Source organism: Rodentibacter mrazii (assembly GCF_001998825.1).
GTDB classification, from domain to species: domain Bacteria; phylum Pseudomonadota; class Gammaproteobacteria; order Enterobacterales; family Pasteurellaceae; genus Rodentibacter; species Rodentibacter mrazii.
Genome location: NZ_MLHG01000028.1, coordinates 1 through 17,958, shown reverse-complemented (window position 1 = coordinate 17,958; position 17,958 = coordinate 1). Strand labels below are relative to the sequence as shown.

Annotated in this window: 13 protein-coding genes; 4 read left to right on the top strand and 9 right to left on the bottom strand. The window is 40.0% G+C overall.

What is annotated here, in order from left to right; genetic code table 11:
- Positions 1-31 precede the first annotated feature (31 nt).
- From lpdA to aceE, 3 genes are all read right to left on the bottom strand, one after another.
- Entirely contained in the window at positions 32-1,456 is a 1,425-nt protein-coding gene (lpdA, locus tag BKK47_RS05300) for a dihydrolipoyl dehydrogenase (RefSeq protein WP_077493861.1), read from the bottom strand.
- 96 nt (positions 1,457-1,552) lie between these two features.
- Positions 1,553-3,454, bottom strand: coding sequence for a pyruvate dehydrogenase complex dihydrolipoyllysine-residue acetyltransferase (gene aceF / locus BKK47_RS05295; protein WP_077493860.1), 1,902 nt, complete (start codon positions 3,452-3,454; stop codon positions 1,553-1,555).
- 63 nt (positions 3,455-3,517) lie between these two features.
- Positions 3,518-6,175, bottom strand: coding sequence for a pyruvate dehydrogenase (acetyl-transferring), homodimeric type (gene aceE / locus BKK47_RS05290; RefSeq protein ID WP_077493859.1), 2,658 nt, complete (start codon positions 6,173-6,175; stop codon positions 3,518-3,520).
- A 319-nt stretch (positions 6,176-6,494) separates the two neighbouring features.
- Between aceE and mgsA the strand changes: the two genes are divergently transcribed.
- Positions 6,495-6,953 (top strand): methylglyoxal synthase, encoded by a 459-nt coding sequence (gene mgsA, locus BKK47_RS05285; protein ID WP_077493858.1) that lies wholly within the window; start codon positions 6,495-6,497, stop codon positions 6,951-6,953.
- A 95-nt stretch (positions 6,954-7,048) separates the two neighbouring features.
- Here mgsA and BKK47_RS05280 read toward each other — a convergent pair whose 3' ends face one another.
- On the bottom strand, positions 7,049-8,545 hold the full coding sequence (locus tag BKK47_RS05280; RefSeq protein ID WP_077493857.1) for a YdgA family protein: 1,497 nt from the start codon (positions 8,543-8,545) through the stop codon (positions 7,049-7,051).
- Between the two features lie 271 nt (positions 8,546-8,816).
- Between BKK47_RS05280 and dnaK the strand changes: the two genes are divergently transcribed.
- Both dnaK and dnaJ read left to right on the top strand, forming a co-directional pair.
- Positions 8,817-10,712 carry a molecular chaperone DnaK gene (gene dnaK / locus BKK47_RS05275; protein ID WP_077493856.1) on the top strand — a complete coding sequence of 632 codons (1,896 nt, stop codon included), beginning with the start codon at positions 8,817-8,819 and terminating at the stop codon, positions 10,710-10,712.
- Positions 10,713-10,872: 160 nt separating this feature from the next.
- Positions 10,873-12,021: a molecular chaperone DnaJ gene (gene dnaJ / locus BKK47_RS05270; RefSeq protein ID WP_077493855.1), complete on the top strand. Its 1,149-nt coding sequence runs from the start codon at positions 10,873-10,875 to the stop codon at positions 12,019-12,021.
- Between the two features lie 263 nt (positions 12,022-12,284).
- On the opposite strand, the gene BKK47_RS05265 is transcribed toward dnaJ, so the two are convergent.
- From BKK47_RS05265 to modA, 4 genes are all read right to left on the bottom strand, one after another.
- On the bottom strand, positions 12,285-13,613 hold the full coding sequence (locus BKK47_RS05265) for an L-cystine transporter (RefSeq protein WP_077493854.1): 1,329 nt from the start codon (positions 13,611-13,613) through the stop codon (positions 12,285-12,287).
- A 102-nt stretch (positions 13,614-13,715) separates the two neighbouring features.
- On the bottom strand, positions 13,716-14,771 hold the full coding sequence (gene modC / locus BKK47_RS05260) for a molybdenum ABC transporter ATP-binding protein ModC (RefSeq protein ID WP_077493853.1): 1,056 nt from the start codon (positions 14,769-14,771) through the stop codon (positions 13,716-13,718).
- Positions 14,758-15,486 carry a molybdate ABC transporter permease subunit gene (gene modB / locus BKK47_RS05255; RefSeq protein WP_077493852.1) on the bottom strand — a complete coding sequence of 243 codons (729 nt, stop codon included), beginning with the start codon at positions 15,484-15,486 and terminating at the stop codon, positions 14,758-14,760. The genes modC and modB overlap by 14 nt, the downstream gene beginning before the upstream one ends.
- 92 nt (positions 15,487-15,578) lie before the next feature.
- Entirely contained in the window at positions 15,579-16,343 is a 765-nt protein-coding gene (modA, locus tag BKK47_RS05250) for a molybdate ABC transporter substrate-binding protein (protein ID WP_077493851.1), read from the bottom strand.
- Between the two features lie 124 nt (positions 16,344-16,467).
- Here modA and BKK47_RS05245 point away from each other — a divergent pair, with 124 nt between their 5' ends.
- Positions 16,468-17,235, top strand: coding sequence for a TOBE domain-containing protein (locus BKK47_RS05245; protein WP_077493850.1), 768 nt, complete (start codon positions 16,468-16,470; stop codon positions 17,233-17,235).
- Between the two features lie 211 nt (positions 17,236-17,446).
- Here BKK47_RS05245 and BKK47_RS05240 read toward each other — a convergent pair whose 3' ends face one another.
- Positions 17,447-17,779, bottom strand: a complete 333-nt coding sequence (locus BKK47_RS05240) for a hypothetical protein (protein WP_077493849.1) — start codon at positions 17,777-17,779, stop codon at positions 17,447-17,449.
- Positions 17,780-17,958: the final 179 nt, after the last annotated feature.

Below are 17,958 nucleotides of genomic sequence, written 5' to 3'. Positions count from 1 at the left end.
TAGGAATTGCCTTTTAATTGTTAGAAATTAACTACTTTTTCTTCGCTTTAGCATTAGGGAGATCGGTAATCGACCCTTCAAAAACTTCAGCGGCTAATCCAACAGATTCGTGCAATGTTGGGTGAGCATGAATAGTTAAGGCTATATCTTCCGCATCACATCCCATTTCGATCGCAAGACCGATTTCACCTAACAGTTCACCACCGTTTGAACCAACGATCGCGCCTCCAAGAATACGATGTGTATCTTTATCAAAGATAAGTTTCGTCATCCCCTCTGAACACTCAGACGCAATCGCACGACCGGATGCTGCCCATGGGAATTTCGCAACTTCGTAATTTAAGCCTTCTTGCTTACATTCTTTCTCTGTTTTACCCACCCAAGCAACTTCCGGCTCCGTATAGGCAATTGATGGAATGACTTTCGGATCAAAATAGTGTTTTTGTCCCGCAATAACTTCAGCGGCAACATGACCTTCGTGAACGCCTTTATGCGCTAACATCGGTTGTCCAACAATATCACCGATCGCAAAAATATGCGGCACATTCGTACGCATTTGTTTATCCACATGAATGAAACCACGTTCATCAACTTCAACACCGGCTTTACCGGCATCAATTAATTTACCGTTTGGTACACGACCGATAGCGACTAATACAGCATCATAACGTTTCGTATCATTGCAGGCTTTACCTTCCATTGAAACATAAATACCATCATCTTTCGCTTCAACTGCCGTTACTTTAGTTTCAAGCATTAGCTTAAACTTCTTCTCGATTTGTTTGGTGTAAATAGCGACGACATCTTTATCTGCAGCCGGAATGACTTGATCAAACATTTCAACCACTTCAATCTCTGAACCTAATGCGTGATAAACTGTTCCCATTTCTAAACCGATAATACCGCCACCCATAATTAATAATTTTTTCGGTACTTCTTTTAATTTAAGTGCATCGGTTGAATTCCAAATACGCGGATCTTCGTGTGGAATAAAAGGTAATTCGATTGGACGAGAACCCGCTGCAATAATCGCATTATCAAATTTTACTGTCGTCGGGTGGCCATCACGATCACGGGCAATTAAAGTATTCGGATCGGTAAAAGCAGCTAATCCTTCTACTACCGTTACTTTACGTTGTTTAGCCATGCCCGCTAAACCACCGGTTAATTTTGCAACAACCGCTTCTTTACCTGCGCGAACTTGGTCTAAATCAATTTTAGGTTCACTAAAATAAACCCCATTTTTCTCAGCTTGTTTTGCTTCTTCAATCACTTTGGCAACATGCAATAATGCTTTAGACGGGATACAACCCACATTTAAGCACACACCACCCAGCGTAGAATAACGTTCGACAAGCACTGTTTCTAAGCCAAGATCCGCACAACGGAATGCTGCGGAATAACCAGCCGGACCGGCACCAAGTACAACGACTTGGGTTTTAATTTCTTTACTCATTTTTACCTCGTAAAAACGTTGAAATTATTGACCGCTCTTTTGAGCAATCAGGAACCATTCAAAAAAACGCCCCTCAATCGCGAGAGGCGTCATTTATTACATAATCAAGCGACGTAAATCCGCTAATACAGAGCCAATATAGCTAATGAAACGGGCTCCGTCGGCACCATCAATCACACGGTGATCGAAAGATAATGACATTGGAAGAATTAAGCGAGGCGCAAATTCTTTACCGTTCCATACAGGCTCCATAGAAGATTTAGAAACACCTAAAATTGCCACTTCCGGTGCATTCACAATTGGTGCAAAATGTGTTGTACCGATACCACCAAGGCTTGAAATGGTGAAACAACCGCCTTGCATATCCGATGCTGAAAGTTTACCTTCACGGGCTTTTTTCGATACTTCCATTAACTCACGAGAAAGCTCGATAATACCTTTTTTGTTCACATTTTTGAACACAGGTACCACTAAACCGTTTGGTGTATCCACCGCAACACCGATGTTGATATATTTTTTCAGGATCAGGCGCTGCGCATCTTCAGTAATTGAACTGTTGAAACGTGGATAGGCTTCCAATGCTTTCGCAACAGCTTTCATAATAAATACGACAGGGGTAATTTTCACACCTAATTTTTGTTTTTCAGCTAACACATTTTGTTCTTTACGGAAAGCTTCTAAATCAGTGATATCCGCTTTGTCAAAATGAGTTACATGCGGAATCATCACCCAGTTACGATGTAAGTTTGCACCGGAAATTTTATTGATACGACTTAACTCAACTTCTTCGATTTCACCAAATTTGCTGAAATCCACTTTCGGCCATGGTAATAAACCAAGACCTGCACCATTTGCTACACCATTACCAGTCGCCGAAGAAGCAGTTGCTCCACTTTCGTAAGCTTTAACTGCGGTTTTCACATAAGCCTGAATATCTTCCTTAACAATACGTCCTTTACGTCCCGTACCTTTTACTTTGTCTAAGTTTACACCGAATTCACGAGCTAAACGACGAATGACCGGAGTCGCATGTGCATAACCTGTACTTGCAACAACCTGCTCTTGGCTTAAGCCTGATACATTGCCACTTTCTGTCGTAGAAGCCGAAGCTGCTGTTGTTTGTGCAGTAGGAGCTTCCTGTGTGACTGGAGCCACTACCGGTGCTGCACCTGCGACTTCAAAACGCATAATTAATGAACCAGTTGATACTTTATCGCCTGATTTCACTAAAATTTCTTTTACCACGCCCGCAAATGGTGCCGGTACTTCCATTGACGCTTTATCACCTTCAACCGTAATTAAAGACTGTTCTTCGGAAACAGTATCACCCACAGCAACCATAATTTCGGTAACATTCACTTCATCGCCACCAATATCCGGTACGTTTACATCTTTAATTGCAGATGTTGCCGGAGCAGCCGCTGGAGCCAATTCTTGAACAGGCGCAGAAACAGCCGGTGCTGTGCCTGCTACTTCAAATTTCATTATTAATTTACCGGTAGAAACTTTATCACCCACATTGATCAAAATTTCTTTTACTACACCCGCGATTGGAGCCGGCACTTCCATAGAAGCTTTGTCACCTTCTACGTTAATGATAGATTGATCAACTTCAACGGAATCCCCGACTTTCACCATAATTTCGGTGACATTGACTTCATCAGAACCGATATCAGGAACGTTTACCTCTACTACGCTCGCTGCCACAGGTACATCAACCGGTTTCACTTCTTGTACTGGCGCAGCTGATACCGGAGCTGCTGCTTCTGCAGAATCCAATATCAACATTGGTGTGCCGGTAGTGACTTTATCGCCAACTTTCACTAAAACTTCTTTTACTACACCCGCTTCCGGTGCCGGTACTTCCATTGAAGCCTTGTCGCCTTCTACGTTAATAATACTTTGATCTACTGCAATGGTATCACCGACTTTTACCATTACTTCCGTTACAGTAACTTCATCGCTACCAATATCAGGAATTTGAATTTGTTTTGACATTTTTTGTTCCTTAATAAAGTGCGGTCAAATTTACCAAAATTTTTAACCGCAGTTTTCCATCAATTACGCATAAAGCGGATTGATACGATCAACATTCAAACCGAATTTCGCAATAGCATCCGCAACAATTTGATTTGTTACAGTACCTTCTTTCGCCAATTGAGAAAGAGCGGCAACAACGATATAACGCTCATCTACTTCAAAATGTTCACGTAAGTTTGCACGACTGTCTGAACGACCAAAACCATCCGTACCCAATACGTGATAATGTTTAGTCGGTACAAATGCACGAATTTGATCCGCATAACCTTTAACGTAGTCTGTTGATGCTACTGTTGGTAAATCAGCCAATACTTGTGCAACATAAGGTACGCGTTGCTCTGCTGTCGGATGTAATAAATTCCAACGAGCCGCATCATTACCTTCACGTGCTAATTCATTGAATGATGGTGCTGAGAACACATCGGAAGTCACACCATAATCATTTGCAAGGATTTGTGCTGCTTCACGAACATGACGCATAATCGCACCAGAACCTAACAATTGAACGTGTCCTTTGCCTTTGCCTTTCACTGTTTCAAATTTATATAAACCTTTACGGATGCCTTCCTCAGCACCTTCAGGCATTGCAGGTTGCTCTGTCACTTCATTCAATGTGGTGATGTAGTAGAACACATCTTCTTGTTTTTCACCGTACATACGTTGAATACCGTCTTGAATGATTACCGCAACTTCAAAAGCAAATGACGGATCATAAGTGACACAATTAGGAATTACGCCTGCTTGAACATGGCTATGACCATCCTCGTGTTGTAACCCCTCACCATTGAGTGTTGTACGACCTGATGTACCGCCAATCATAAAACCACGTGCAAGCTGGTCGCCTGCTAACCACATCATATCGCCCACACGTTGGAAACCAAACATTGAGTAATAGATGAAGAAAGGAATCATTGGCTGGTTATTTACAGAGTATGAATTTGCCACAGCCAACCAAGATGCCGTCGCGCCTAATTCATTGATACCTTCTTGTAATACTTGACCGTCCGTTGCTTCACGATAGTAAGCAACCAAGTCACGGTCTGAAGGTACATATTTTTGACCATACGGATTATAAATACCGACTTGGCGGAATAAACCTTCCATACCGAAAGTACGTGCTTCATCGGCAATAATCGGAACAATGGTTTTACCAATATTTTTGTCTTTCAATAAGGTATTTAATACACGGGTAAATGCCATAGTAGTTGAGATACCACGAGGTTGTGCATCTAGTAACGCTTTGAAGTCATCTAATGCTGGAACTTTATATTCCACATCAAATTTTGGTTTGCGTGCAGGCACATATCCATTTAATGCTTTACGGTGACCGTGTAAATAGTTGTATTCTTCAGATCCTTCCGGGAACTTGATGTATTCAAGGTTTTCAACTTGCTCATCGGTTAATGGCAATTGGAAGTAATCACGGAAACCTTTAAGGCTGTCGTAAGACATCTTTTTCGATTGGTGAGCGGTATTTTTACTTTCCGCTTCAGGAATTTTATAGCCTTTAACCTGTTGCGCCAAAATCACAACCGGTTTTGTGGCATTTTGTGCTTTTGCATAAGCAGCATACAGTTTCTCAGAATCGTGCGCACCACGACGTAATGCCCAAATTTTATCATCTGTCATATCAGCAACTAACGCCGCAGTTTCCGGATAACGACCGAAGAAATGTTCACGAACATAGGCACCATCTTTCGATTTGAATGTTAAGTAGTCACCATCTACTACTTCCATCATTAATTGGGTTAATTTACCGGAAGTATCTTTCTCAAACAATTTATCCCAGTTACTACCCCATAGAACTTTAATCACTTCCCAGCCTGCACCGGTGAATAAGCCTTCTAACTCTTGAACAATTTTACCGTTACCATTTACCGGTCCGTCTAAGCGTTGAAGGTTACAGCTGATTGTGAAAATTAAATTATCTAAGCCTTCACGTGCAGCAAAGGTTAATGCACCTTTAGACTCAATTTCATCCATCTCACCATCACCTAAGAAGGCATAAACTTTTTGGTCTTTTGTATCTTTCAAACCGCGGTTATCTAGATATTTTAAGAAGCGAGCTTGATAAATTGCATTAACCGGACCTAATCCCATTGAAACGGTTGAGAATTGCCAGAATTCAGGCATTAATTTCGGGTGTGGATATGAAGATAAACCATCAACAAAGGCTTCTTGGCGGAAATTATCCAACTGCTCTTCTGTTAAACGACCTTCCAAGAAAGCACGCGCATACATACCCGGTGCGGCATGACCTTGGAAGAAAATTAAATCGCCACCATTTTTCTCAGTTGCCGCTTTAAAGAAGTGGTTATAGCACACTTCATACATAGTTGCGGCAGATTGGAAAGTAGAAATGTGACCACCTAAGTCGAGATCTTTTTTCTGACTACGTAAAACCATCGCAATCGCATTCCAACGCACCGCAGAACGAATACGACGTTCGATTTCTCGATTGCCCGGATAAGCCGGCTGTTCAGACACCGGAATGGTATTTACATAATCCGTGGTCACGCCTGTTGGCAATGAAACTCCGTTAGTACGTGCTTGACCGATAACCTGCTCAATGATGTATTGCGCACGCTCAACACCTTCTTCACGAATCAAAGAATCTAATGATTGCAACCAATCTTGGGTTTCGATTGGATCGACGTCATTTTTTAAAATCTCAGACATAGGTTTTCCTTATCTGTTAATTAAGTGAAAATTAGTTTGACTTACAGCCAAATACTAAAGCCAAACACGAATATAATAATGCTTGTTTTAAATTACAAACATTTAACAAATCCTATAAATTTTAGAAGATTTTTTGAAATAAAGATAGTAAATTTTCTACTAAACTATGTTTCTCCGTTCCCTTTTTATCCCATTTACCTAAAGTGCGGTAGTTTTTCGACGTATTTTAATTAGCTCATCAAAACGATAAGTAAAATCATTGCATCCGTATAATCTTTGCGCTAGAGTTTCCTCTACTTTCAAGACAAGGACTTTCTTTATGAAATCAACAACCAGAACACTCCATCAACACAAACGCATCGCCCTCGTAGCCCATGATAATTGTAAACAACATCTTATTAAGTGGGTGAAAAAACATAGTATCTCATTAAGCACTCATCAACTTTATGCGACAGGTACAACGGGACATTTACTGGCTCGGGAAAGCGGTTTGACAATTAAACCGCTATTGAGCGGTCCTATGGGAGGTGATCAACAATTGGGCGGACTTATTGCGGAAAAGAAAATTGATCTCATCATTTTCTTTTGGGATCCAATGAATGCCGCACCTCACGATCCGGATGTGAAAGCCCTTATGCGTATTGCAACCGTATGGAACATTCCGGTCGCAATTAATCAAACGACCGCAGATTTTTTACTCACATCTTCACTTTTTGAGCAAAATATAGAAATTGAAATCCCCGATTACGAAACTTATTTGAAAGAACGTCTAGGATAAAACTCAGTAAAAATTAACCGCACTTCAAATACAAAAAAGGAGATAAATGACATTATCTCCTTTTTTATTTCATCAAAAGCGGATGGACATTAAGCCTAATGTTGCATCACTGCGCTCATTAATAACATAAAGATTATGCTTTTAGCCTGCTCTTCCGGCACAGCTTGACCGTTTAGTTTTAATTCGCCATTTTCAAGCGCAAGTTTCATCGTAACTGATTTTTCACTATTTACGACAATACCGTTGTTTGCTCCTTCACTCGCCATTTCTTCAATTTTAGCTTTAATATTTGTCCGTTCCTCCTCTGAGGTAAATTTCGTTAAAATCGCTTCAACGGTTGCTTTATCCAATTCAATATTCACGGCAAAGTCAGTGAATTGGTTATACAAACCGCCACTCATCAAGTCGAATTTAGGATCTTTAGCTAAAGTTACATTTAAATCCAACGCCAATTTCCCCTGATTATCGGAAATCGAGACTGGGTTAAATTTAATTTGCGGTTGGTTACTAAAAATTGCCATACCGTATTTGGTAAACCACGATTCAACAATTTGCTTTATCGCCACACTATTGCCGACATATCCCTCTTTGAATATGTTAATGAAAGATTCAAACAGAGCATTAACTGAATTGGCTTCAAGATGATTTAGCTCTACGTTATAGATTAATTTACCTAAATCTGTTTTGTCTCTCCCTTCCATCTCAATTATTAGCGAATCAATAGAATTTGTGCCCTTAACATTTAAAAAATCATCTTTAACATCGATCTCAGTAATTCCTTTCACCCCTTTTTCAATGACAGACCGGTTTTTATTCGCTCCGCCTATCGACGAGATTTCTATGCTATCAATAGAAGATGAGCCTTTCCCTGTTTGAATATAAGCCCATTTTGTCGGTTCAATACTTCCTTTGTATTTAATTCCTTTCAAGTGAGTTTTAGATTCCACACCTTCATCAGAAGCATTATCTCTTTGACCATTACTTGAAGAATGAAAGATTAATTCATCTGCCGAAAACTCATATTCTCCGGAAAGTGCTTTGTCTATTGCAAAACCGATATTAGCATTTGACCAAGCAATATTCCCTTTTGAAGGCTCGGAATAGCTCACTTCTCCGCCCACCACGTCAACTGTACCTTTTGTCGTTAAAGCGTAACTTGTTGAGGCACGATACCGAATCGGCTTGTCCGACTTAGTCACATCAAATAACGGCTGTGTACTTTCATTTTTTGTGATAAAACCTTCTTCCGAAAAGATTACCGGCATAAAGTCAAATCTCATTAGTTGATTAAGCGGTAACGGCCCATGATAAAGTTTTGTTGAAAAAGGAATCGTCCATTGTTTTTCTTCTTTTGCCAAAGAAATTACCATTTCATCTTCCACTTGAGAGCTGAAAAAACCACGCTCAAATTGCTTATTTTTAAATTCAATATTGAAGGAATCCGAGCTCCCCAAAGCACGGAATTGTTGATTTGCCAATTCAATTTGACGTTTATATTCTGTTTCCGCTATTTGACCGGTAAACCATGCACCACCAATCCAAGCTGCGCCAAGTACGGCAATCACGCTAATTGCAATCTTTGATTTTTTCATAAGTTATCCTTTTGATAATGAAATATAAAAACTTTGTCAATTCTACCGCACTTTTCCTTCTTATCCACATTTTTATCAAAAAATTCATAAATTATCCCTTGAAGTTTTATGCTTTGTTCTTATCTTACAAAGCAAGAACGGAAACAGCGCTATTTTTAAGTAAGAAAGATAAAAAATTTTTAAATTCTCTCTTGAAATTATGAAGAAGTATCCACATCTTACAGTTCATAGTGAATTACACTGAATTAGAAAATTTAATTAGGAGAACAAAATGGGAAAAATTATTGGTATTGACTTAGGAACAACCAACTCTTGTGTGGCTGTAATGGATGGCGATAAACCTCGCGTCATTGAAAACGCAGAAGGTGATCGTACTACTCCGTCAATTATTGCTTATACAAATGACAACGAAATCTTAGTCGGTCAGCCGGCAAAACGCCAAGCAGTAACCAATCCAAAAAATACCTTGTTTGCAATCAAACGTTTAATTGGTCGTCGTTTTGAAGATGAAGAAGTAAAACGTGACATTGATATTATGCCGTTTGCGATTACTAAAGCAGACAACGGTGATGCTTGGGTTGAAGTGAAAGGCGAAAAATTAGCACCTCCACAAATTTCTGCGGAAGTATTGAAAAAAATGAAAAAAGCTGCCGAAGATTTCTTAGGAGAGCCGGTTACCGAAGCGGTTATCACTGTTCCGGCATACTTTAACGATGCACAGCGTCAAGCCACTAAAGATGCAGGGCGTATTGCTGGGTTAGATGTGAAACGTATTATCAACGAACCGACAGCCGCTGCTTTAGCTTACGGCTTGGATAAAGGTCAAGGCAACAAAACCATCGCAGTTTATGACTTAGGTGGTGGTACATTCGACTTATCCATTATTGAAATTGATGAAGTCGGTGGCGAGAAAACTTTCGAGGTATTAGCAACCAACGGTGATACCCACTTAGGTGGTGAAGACTTCGACAACCGTATTATTAACTATTTAGTTGACGAGTTCAAAAAAGAGCAAGGCGTAGATTTACGTAACGATCCGCTTGCAATGCAACGTTTAAAAGAATCGGCTGAAAAAGCAAAAATTGAGCTTTCTTCTGCCCAACAAACTGATGTAAACCTTCCTTACATCACAGCGGATGCAACTGGTCCTAAACACTTGAACATTAAATTGACCCGTGCAAAATTAGAATCACTGGTGGAAGATTTAGTGGCTAAATCCCTTGAACCGGTTCGTATTGCATTAAAAGATGCAGGTAAATCACCATCTGAAATTGATGATGTAATTTTAGTGGGCGGTCAAACCCGTATGCCATTGGTTCAACAAGAAGTGGAAAAATTCTTCGGTAAAGCACCACGTAAAGACGTTAACCCTGATGAGGCAGTTGCTGTCGGTGCGGCAGTTCAAGGCGGTGTATTAGCCGGTGATGTTAAAGATGTATTATTGTTAGACGTTACCCCATTATCACTTGGTATCGAAACCATGGGTGGTGTAATGACAACCCTCATTGAGAAAAACACCACGATTCCGACTAAGAAATCACAAGTGTTCTCAACGGCGGAAGATAACCAAAGTGCGGTAACTATTCACGTGTTACAAGGTGAGCGTAAACAAGCATCAGCCAATAAGTCCTTAGGTCAATTCAACCTTGAAGGCATTAACCCGGCTCCACGTGGTATGCCACAAATTGAAGTGACTTTCGATATTGATGCGGACGGTATTATCCATGTTTCTGCAAAAGATAAAGGCACAGGTAAAGAACAACAAATTACCATTAAAGCCTCTTCCGGTTTAAGTGATGAAGAAATTCAACAAATGGTACGTGATGCTGAAGCAAATGCTGAATCAGATCGTAAATTTGAAGAATTGGTTCAAGCTCGTAACCAAGCGGATCACCTCATTCACAGTACACGCAAACAACTAGATGAAGCAGGTGATAAAGTCCCAGCGGCAGATCGCGGCGTGATTGAAAGTGCATTAAGTGACTTAGAAACTGCGGCAAAAGGTGAAGATAAATCGGTCATTGAAGCGAAAATCCAAGCCCTTGCAGAAGCGGCACAGAAACTCGCACAAACCGCCCAACCACAAGGCGAGCAAACTCAAAGCAACAGCAAACCAAATGATGACGTTGTTGATGCAGAGTTTGAAGAAGTGAAAGATAACAAATAATTAATTTGTTGCGAATAACAAGGGCGTTGCAAAACGCCCTTTTCGTGTATTTATCTTATAAAAAGAGCGGTTGATTTTGACCGCACTTTAAATATCTCCCCCTCTTTACTAAAGAGGGGGAAATTCGGAGAACGAATAAAAAGCTAAATGGAAAAACCTAATGGCAAAACAAGACTACTACGAACTTCTCGGCATCTCAAAAGGTGCAGATGAAAAAGAAATTAAACGAGCATATAAAAAACTCGCTATGCAATATCATCCTGATAGAACTAAGGGTGATAAAGCCAAAGAAGAAAAATTCAAAGAAATCCAAGAAGCTTATGAAGTTTTAGGTGATAAAGAGAAACGTGCAGCTTACGATCAATATGGTCATGCAGCCTTTGAACAAGGCGGTTTCGGTGGCGGTGGATTTGGTGGCGGTTTTAGCGGTGCCGATTTCGGTGATATGTTTGGCGATATTTTTGGCGATATTTTTGGTGGCGGCGGTCGTAGCCGTCAGCGTGTCGTACGTGGTGAAGATTTACGCTATGATCTTGAAATCAGCTTAGAAGAAGCCGTAAAAGGAACAACCAAAGATATCCAAATTAACACACTCGTACATTGTGATAATTGTGATGGTACAGGCGCTGAAAAAGGCTCAAAAGTTGAAACCTGCCCAACCTGTCATGGAGCCGGACGCGTTCGCCGCCAACAAGGTTTCTTTGTATCTGAAAGTATTTGCCCGACCTGTCACGGTTCCGGCAAGAAAATTGAAAAACCTTGTCACGTCTGCCACGGAGACGGTCGCATTCATAAAAAAGAAAGTCTTTCAGTTAAAATCCCGGCAGGGGTGGATACCGGTAACCAACTTCGCTTAGCCGGTAAAGGTGCAGCCGGTGAAAACGGTGCGCCGGCAGGTGATCTTTATGTTGTTATTCACGTAAAAGAACATCATATCTTTGAACGTGATGGCAACAATCTTTATTGTGAAGTACCGATTAGCTTTTCCACTGCAGCATTGGGTGGTGAAATTGAAGTACCAACCTTAGATGGTCGGGTAAAACTCAAGATTCCGGCCGAAACCCAAACCGGTAAATTATTCCGAATGCGTGGAAAAGGTGTAGTATCCAATCGAGGCTATGCAGGTGATTTAATCTGCCGTATTGTGGTTGAAACCCCGGTGAATTTAAACAGTAAACAAAAAGAATTACTGAAAGAACTTGAAGAAAGTTTGCAAGGTAAAGGATTAAGCAAACATAGTCCGAAATCCTCCGGCTTTTTAGATGGCGTGAAGAAATTCTTTGATAATCTCGGTAAATCCGATAAATAAAAAACTTGAGTAAAAAAGCCCGCACTTTGCGGGCTTTTTCATTTTGGCTGTGATAAAAGTGCGGTAGTTTTTGACCAAACTTGATGATTTAAACGGAATGTAAAACCCCAAAATAGAAATATCAATGAAATGTGGGGACACACTGCGTGTGTCCGTTATAAAATCAAAATCATCTTAATATGTGATAAGCGGACATACACGCAGTGTGTCCCTACGAGTAAAATCATCTTTGTGTCGTGGTTACCCTATATCGGGTAAATTATTTATTCTTTTAATTTCAACCATTTACTGCTTAATGTTCCCGCCGTCATTGCACCGTTTACATTTAATGCGGTACGTCCCATATCAATAAGCGGTTCAATTGAAATCAATAAACCGACTAATTCAAGCGGTAAGCCTAAGGTTGAAAGCACTACGATCGCAGCAAAGGTTGCCCCACCACCTACACCGGCAATACCAAAAGAAGAAATCGCCACCACTAAAACAAGTGTGGCAATATAACTCACACTAAAAGGATCGATACCTACCGTTGGCGCAATCATAACAGCTAACATCGCAGGATAAATCCCCGCACAACCATTTTGCCCGATTGTCGCCCCAAAGGTAGCCGAGAAATTTGCAATAGCCGGATTATTGCCAAGTTTATCCGTTTGCGTTTCAATATTTAATGGAATAGTTGCAGCACTTGAACGAGAGCTAAAGGCAAAAGCGAGGGTTGGCATCACTTTTTTGTAATATTGAATCGGGCTGATACCGGACAATAAAAGCAATACGCCATGCACAATAAACATCAGGAAGATAGCGATATAAGAAGCGACAATGAAACTCCCTAAATTCAAAATATCCGCCCATTTTGAGGTTGCCCCCACTTTAATCATTAATGCAAATACCCCATAAGGCGTTAAACGAATAACAAAACGCACTAAACGAGCCACTAATTTATTAAGAGTTTCCACACCTTGTGCAATGCGATCACCCAATTCTTGATTTTCTTTACGTAAACTCAACGCCGCTACGCCTAAAAATGCAGAGAAAATCACCACACTAATAATTGAAGTTGGATTTGCCCCCGTTAATTCAGCAAAAGGATTTTTAGGAATAAAAGAAAGCAGCATTGCCGGCACACTTAATGCATTAATTTGATCTGCACGACCTAATACTCGGGTTTGGGCAGCAAGTTCACGTTCACCGGCAACCAAACCTTCTGCCGTTAAACCGAATATTTGCACCATAATAATACCGATAAACGCAGCAATTGCGGTGGTAACAAGCAATACCGAAAGCACGCTGAAGCTGATTTTACCTAAAGAGCGAGCCTCATTTAGGCGGGTAATTGCCGATAAAATTGAAACAAAGACGAGTGGCATCACGATCATTTGTAATAAACGGACATAGCCGCTACCCACAAGATTAATCCAATCTAATGCAGTTTTAATAGTGCCTTCATCACCCACATTTTGGAGCAACGCCCCCATGCCTAAACCCAGTACTAAACCAACAAAAACCGTTTGACCCAATTTTTGTGTTTTTTTGTAAAGATAGCCTAACAGCACAAGAATCAGTGCAAAAATGGCTAAAGTAAGAAATAACATATTCATATTCTCCTATAAATTTAGGTGGCGATATTAGATAGACTTCCTCATAAAAGATCTAATCGTTTTTTGTTATAGCTTATAATTTTATGGAATATCATTTTAAACAACGGAGATCGCTTTAATTTGCAGATAAACATTCATACCCATCATAAACCGTAATTCAGTTTGCGCCCATTTACTGATACTTGCCCAAATCTTATGCCCTTCAATTAATACCGCAATATCCACACGAGAATCCTGTATATCAATTTGTGCAATTTGACCACGTAAAATATTGCGAATACTGGTTTGTTGCGGTTTCTGCAAGGCGATTGACACATCGGAGCTATAAATACAAATGCGTACAAGCTCCCCTACCGTTGAATTCACTTGATGAATCCAAAGTAATTGTTCTCCTAAGGAAAGTGCGGTCATTTTATAAGGCGGATGATGCAAATACACGGGTAAGGCTAAAACGCTACTCTGTTCATTTTCCCCTTGCCAAGGGGCGAAAATCGCACTGTTCCAAATTCGCTCCAGCGAATCACAGGCTCTGACTTTTCCATTTTCCATTAATACTACCCGATCTGCGAGGCGTAATAATTCCTCTAAACTGTGCGTGACATACAAAATGGGAATATTAATTTCTTGAGAAAGTCGTTCTAAATAGTGCATTAATTCCCGTTTACGCGGCAGATCTAGCGCAGAAAGGGGTTCATCCATCAATAACATTTCCGGATCAGTGAGCAATGCACGTCCAATGGCAACACGCTGTTTTTCCCCTCCGGAAAGGGTGAGCGGGTAACGTTTCAATAAATGGCTAATGCCAAGTAATTCGACAATATAATCAAACTCCTCTTTTGAAACATTTTGCGCACCGTAACATAAATTGCCTTTCACCGTATAATGAGGAAATAGTCGGGCATCTTGAAACACATAACCGATTTTACGCAAATGAATAGGGACATTTTGTTGTGTTTCAGTGTCAACCAAAGTGCGGTCATTTAATCGGATAAATCCCTCATCAGGTTGAGTGAGTCCGCTCACTAAATTAATTAAAGCGGTTTTCCCCGCACCGGACAAACCGAAAATAGCCGTCACACCTTGAATAGGAATCTGCAAATTTGCCTGTAATGCCAATTTTCCTAATTGCTTTTTTATATTAATTTGCAACATTGCTTTGCCCTAATTGTTTCTGCATACGTTTAGCCAGCCATTCCGAGGCAAGCAATGAAATGAATGAAAGTATAATCGCAAATAGGCATAAACGTGCGGTTTGCACCTCAGCACCGGGTGTTTGAATGAAAGAATACATCGCAAGGGGAATAGTTTGGGTTTCACCGGCAATATTGGAAACAAAAGTAATAGTTGCGCCAAACTCACCTAATGAACGGGCGAAACCTAATATCAATCCGGCTAATACTCCCGGTAGTGAAAGGGGAAAAGTGATCGTGAAAAATACACGCCATGGAGAAGCCCCCAAAGTTTGCGCCGCCTGTTCAAACCGAACATCAATACTTTCAAGGGAAAGACGAATCGCCCGAACGACTAAAGGAAAAGCAACTACCGCCGAAGCAACTACCGCCCCTTTCCAACTAAACCCAAAAGACAGCCCAAACCATTGATATAGATACCGGCCAATAAACCCGTTTCGCCCCATTGCCACCAGCAATACATATCCAATTACAACCGGCGGTAACACTAAAGGCAAATGAATAACACCACTCACTAAGGATTTACCGTAAAAATTTTTACGCGCCAAAAGCCATGCGACAAAGATCGCAAGAGGTAAGCTCCAAAGCATTGCACTAAACGACACACTTAAACTTAGGCGAATCGCATCGGTTTCTAACGGGCTAAGATTGAAGAGGGAAAGAAATTGAGTGAGCAAACTGCATTTCCTTAATAATACTGATATGTTGCTTAAAAGTGATATGAGATTTTAACAAAAAGGGCAAATACTTGCCCTTTATTTACTGAAATTTATTTTATGGAGAAACCGTAACTTTCAAGCACTTTTTTCGCTGCTTCAGAATCAAGATATGTTAAGAAATCACGGGAATCCGAATTATCATGTCCTTTCAAAATCGCCATAGGATAAACCACCGGTTTATAGCTATCTAACGGAAATATCCCCACCGTTTTCACCTTTTGGCTTACTTTCGCATCTGTGCTATACACAATACCATAAGGCGCTTCTGATCTTTCAACTAACGCTAATGCACCACGCACATCTTTAGCTCGTGCTAAACGTTCTTTTACTTTATCCCATAGATTTAATTTGGTTAAAGCTTCTTCCGCATATTGTCCTGCCGGTACATGCGCCGGATCGCCCACTGATAAATAGCTGTCTTTCAATGCCTTAATCCACTCACCTTTAGAAATATCGACCTTTTCTACCGCATTTTTTATCGGTGCAATCAATACCAATTCATTTCCTGCCAATACTTTTTCCGTATCTTTCACCGTTAAATCCTTCTCAGAAAGATATTTCATCCATTTATTACTGGCTGAAATAAAAATATCTGCCGGTGCACCTTCTTCCACTTGTTTTGCTAAGGTTGATGAAGAAGCAAAAGAAAAGATCACTTCATTTTCAGGATTTTGCTTCATATAATCTGCCGCCACATTTTGCAAAGCATCCGTCATTGAGGCAGCGGCAAACACCGTAACTTTAGCGGAAGTCGCCAAAGAAACGCCAAAGCCAATAACAAAAAGTGCGGTTGAAATTTTAGTTAATTTTCTCATCATTTTCTCCTATATCGAATAACGTTATTTACTTTATTATATATCAAAATAGAAAATAGCGATACGTGAAAATGTGGTTTTATCATAGAATATATCACGCTCTATTGTGATGAAAGGAATCCCCATGAAAAATACAGAAATTTTACTCACCATAAAACTTCAACAAATGCTCTTTATTGATCCCAAACGGGTTCGGTTACTCAAAGAAATTCAACAATGCGGTTCCATTAATCAAGCGGCAAAAAATGCTAAAGTCAGCTATAAAAGTGCATGGGATCATCTTGAAGCGATGGACAGACTCAGCCCTTCTCCTTTGCTGGAACGCAATACGGGCGGGAAAAATGGCGGTGGTACAGTTTTAACAAGCTATGCAGAACGTTTACTGCAACTTTATGACTTATTAGAGAAAACCCAAGAGCATGCATTCAAAATTTTGCAAGATGAATCCATACCACTCGATAGTCTGCTTACCGCCACAGCACGCTTTTCCTTGCAAAGTAGCGCACGTAATCAATTCTTTGGCAAAGTTGCACACCAACGAATGATTTATTCCCGTTGTATTGTTGATGTAAGCGTAGAAGGATTGCCAATGCCCTTACAAGTATCAATTACTACAAAAAGTGCCTCACGTTTGAAATTAATGACAGAAAAAGAAGTGATGCTGATGTGCAAAGCGCCTTGGGTGAAAATGACGGAACAACCTTTGGAAAATCAGACAAATCAATTTCCCGTTAGCATAAAATCAATCAACGAAGAGGAAGCTATTTTAGTTTTTGATGATAACGGAATGGAATTTTGTGCAACAATCCTCCAACCAAACCAATGGAAAATTGCTCAACAAATTTGGTTGCATATCGATCCGGAACAAATTATTTTGGCAACATTGGAATAGATTCTTGATAAGAAAAAACGGCTGAATATCAGCCGTTTACTTTTTAACTTTTCTCTTCAGAAGAAAATCGAAATAAGCCCTTAATTCATCCAACTATGTGCCTGCAAGTGGGCTACTCATAATGCCCCCATTTAATTGATTGTAAATAAAGAAACTTTGGCAAGTTTACAAAGCAAAGCATTTTCAGTTTAATTGAATATTTATTAAATAATCATTTTTTATTTCGTTTTAATTTCTTGCAAAAATAGCGCCATAACTTCGGGCAAAGCACATACCATTGAAAATAAAAAGCGATAATGGCAACAATACCCATTAATTCTACTGCAATCGGATCAAAAAAGTCGCTAAGAAGAAAAGAAAAAATAACAAGGGCGAGATAACCCAATGGAAAAGTCAGCCAAAGAAGTCCGAGAACATAACCAATATGGACTTCTGCAGGATTCACTATTTCTTCCGCAAGAATAAAATGAAAATATAAAAATAAAACCATCAAAGCCATAAGAAAGAGCGGTATAAAAATAAGAAGTTTTTTCCATTTAGCCATTATTACTTTTCCAACTCAATTTATCATTGCTGTGAGCTCGGGTTAAACATTCTAAAATAAACTCATGGGTATGAATAATTTATTAAACAATCATTTTTTATTTCGTTTTAATTTCTTGCAAAAATAACGCCATAACTTCGGGCAAAGCACATACCATTGAAAGTAAAAATCCACCTTCA

Bases quoted from the DNA above. Each gene is read 5' to 3' on its own strand.
- lpdA (WP_077493861.1), bottom strand. From the start codon at position 1,456: ATGAGTAAAGAAATTAAAACCCAAGTCGTTGTACTTGGTGCCGGTCCG.
- aceF (WP_077493860.1), bottom strand. From the start codon at position 3,454: ATGTCAAAACAAATTCAAATTCCTGATATTGGTAGCGATGAAGTTACT.
- aceE (WP_077493859.1), bottom strand. From the start codon at position 6,175: ATGTCTGAGATTTTAAAAAATGACGTCGATCCAATCGAAACCCAAGAT.
- mgsA (WP_077493858.1), top strand. From the start codon at position 6,495: ATGAAATCAACAACCAGAACACTCCATCAACACAAACGCATCGCCCTC.
- BKK47_RS05280 (WP_077493857.1), bottom strand. From the start codon at position 8,545: ATGAAAAAATCAAAGATTGCAATTAGCGTGATTGCCGTACTTGGCGCA.
- dnaK (WP_077493856.1), top strand. From the start codon at position 8,817: ATGGGAAAAATTATTGGTATTGACTTAGGAACAACCAACTCTTGTGTG.
- dnaJ (WP_077493855.1), top strand. From the start codon at position 10,873: ATGGCAAAACAAGACTACTACGAACTTCTCGGCATCTCAAAAGGTGCA.
- BKK47_RS05265 (WP_077493854.1), bottom strand. From the start codon at position 13,613: ATGTTATTTCTTACTTTAGCCATTTTTGCACTGATTCTTGTGCTGTTA.
- modC (WP_077493853.1), bottom strand. From the start codon at position 14,771: ATGTTGCAAATTAATATAAAAAAGCAATTAGGAAAATTGGCATTACAG.
- modA (WP_077493851.1), bottom strand. From the start codon at position 16,343: ATGAGAAAATTAACTAAAATTTCAACCGCACTTTTTGTTATTGGCTTT.
- BKK47_RS05245 (WP_077493850.1), top strand. From the start codon at position 16,468: ATGAAAAATACAGAAATTTTACTCACCATAAAACTTCAACAAATGCTC.
- BKK47_RS05240 (WP_077493849.1), bottom strand. From the start codon at position 17,779: ATGGCTAAATGGAAAAAACTTCTTATTTTTATACCGCTCTTTCTTATG.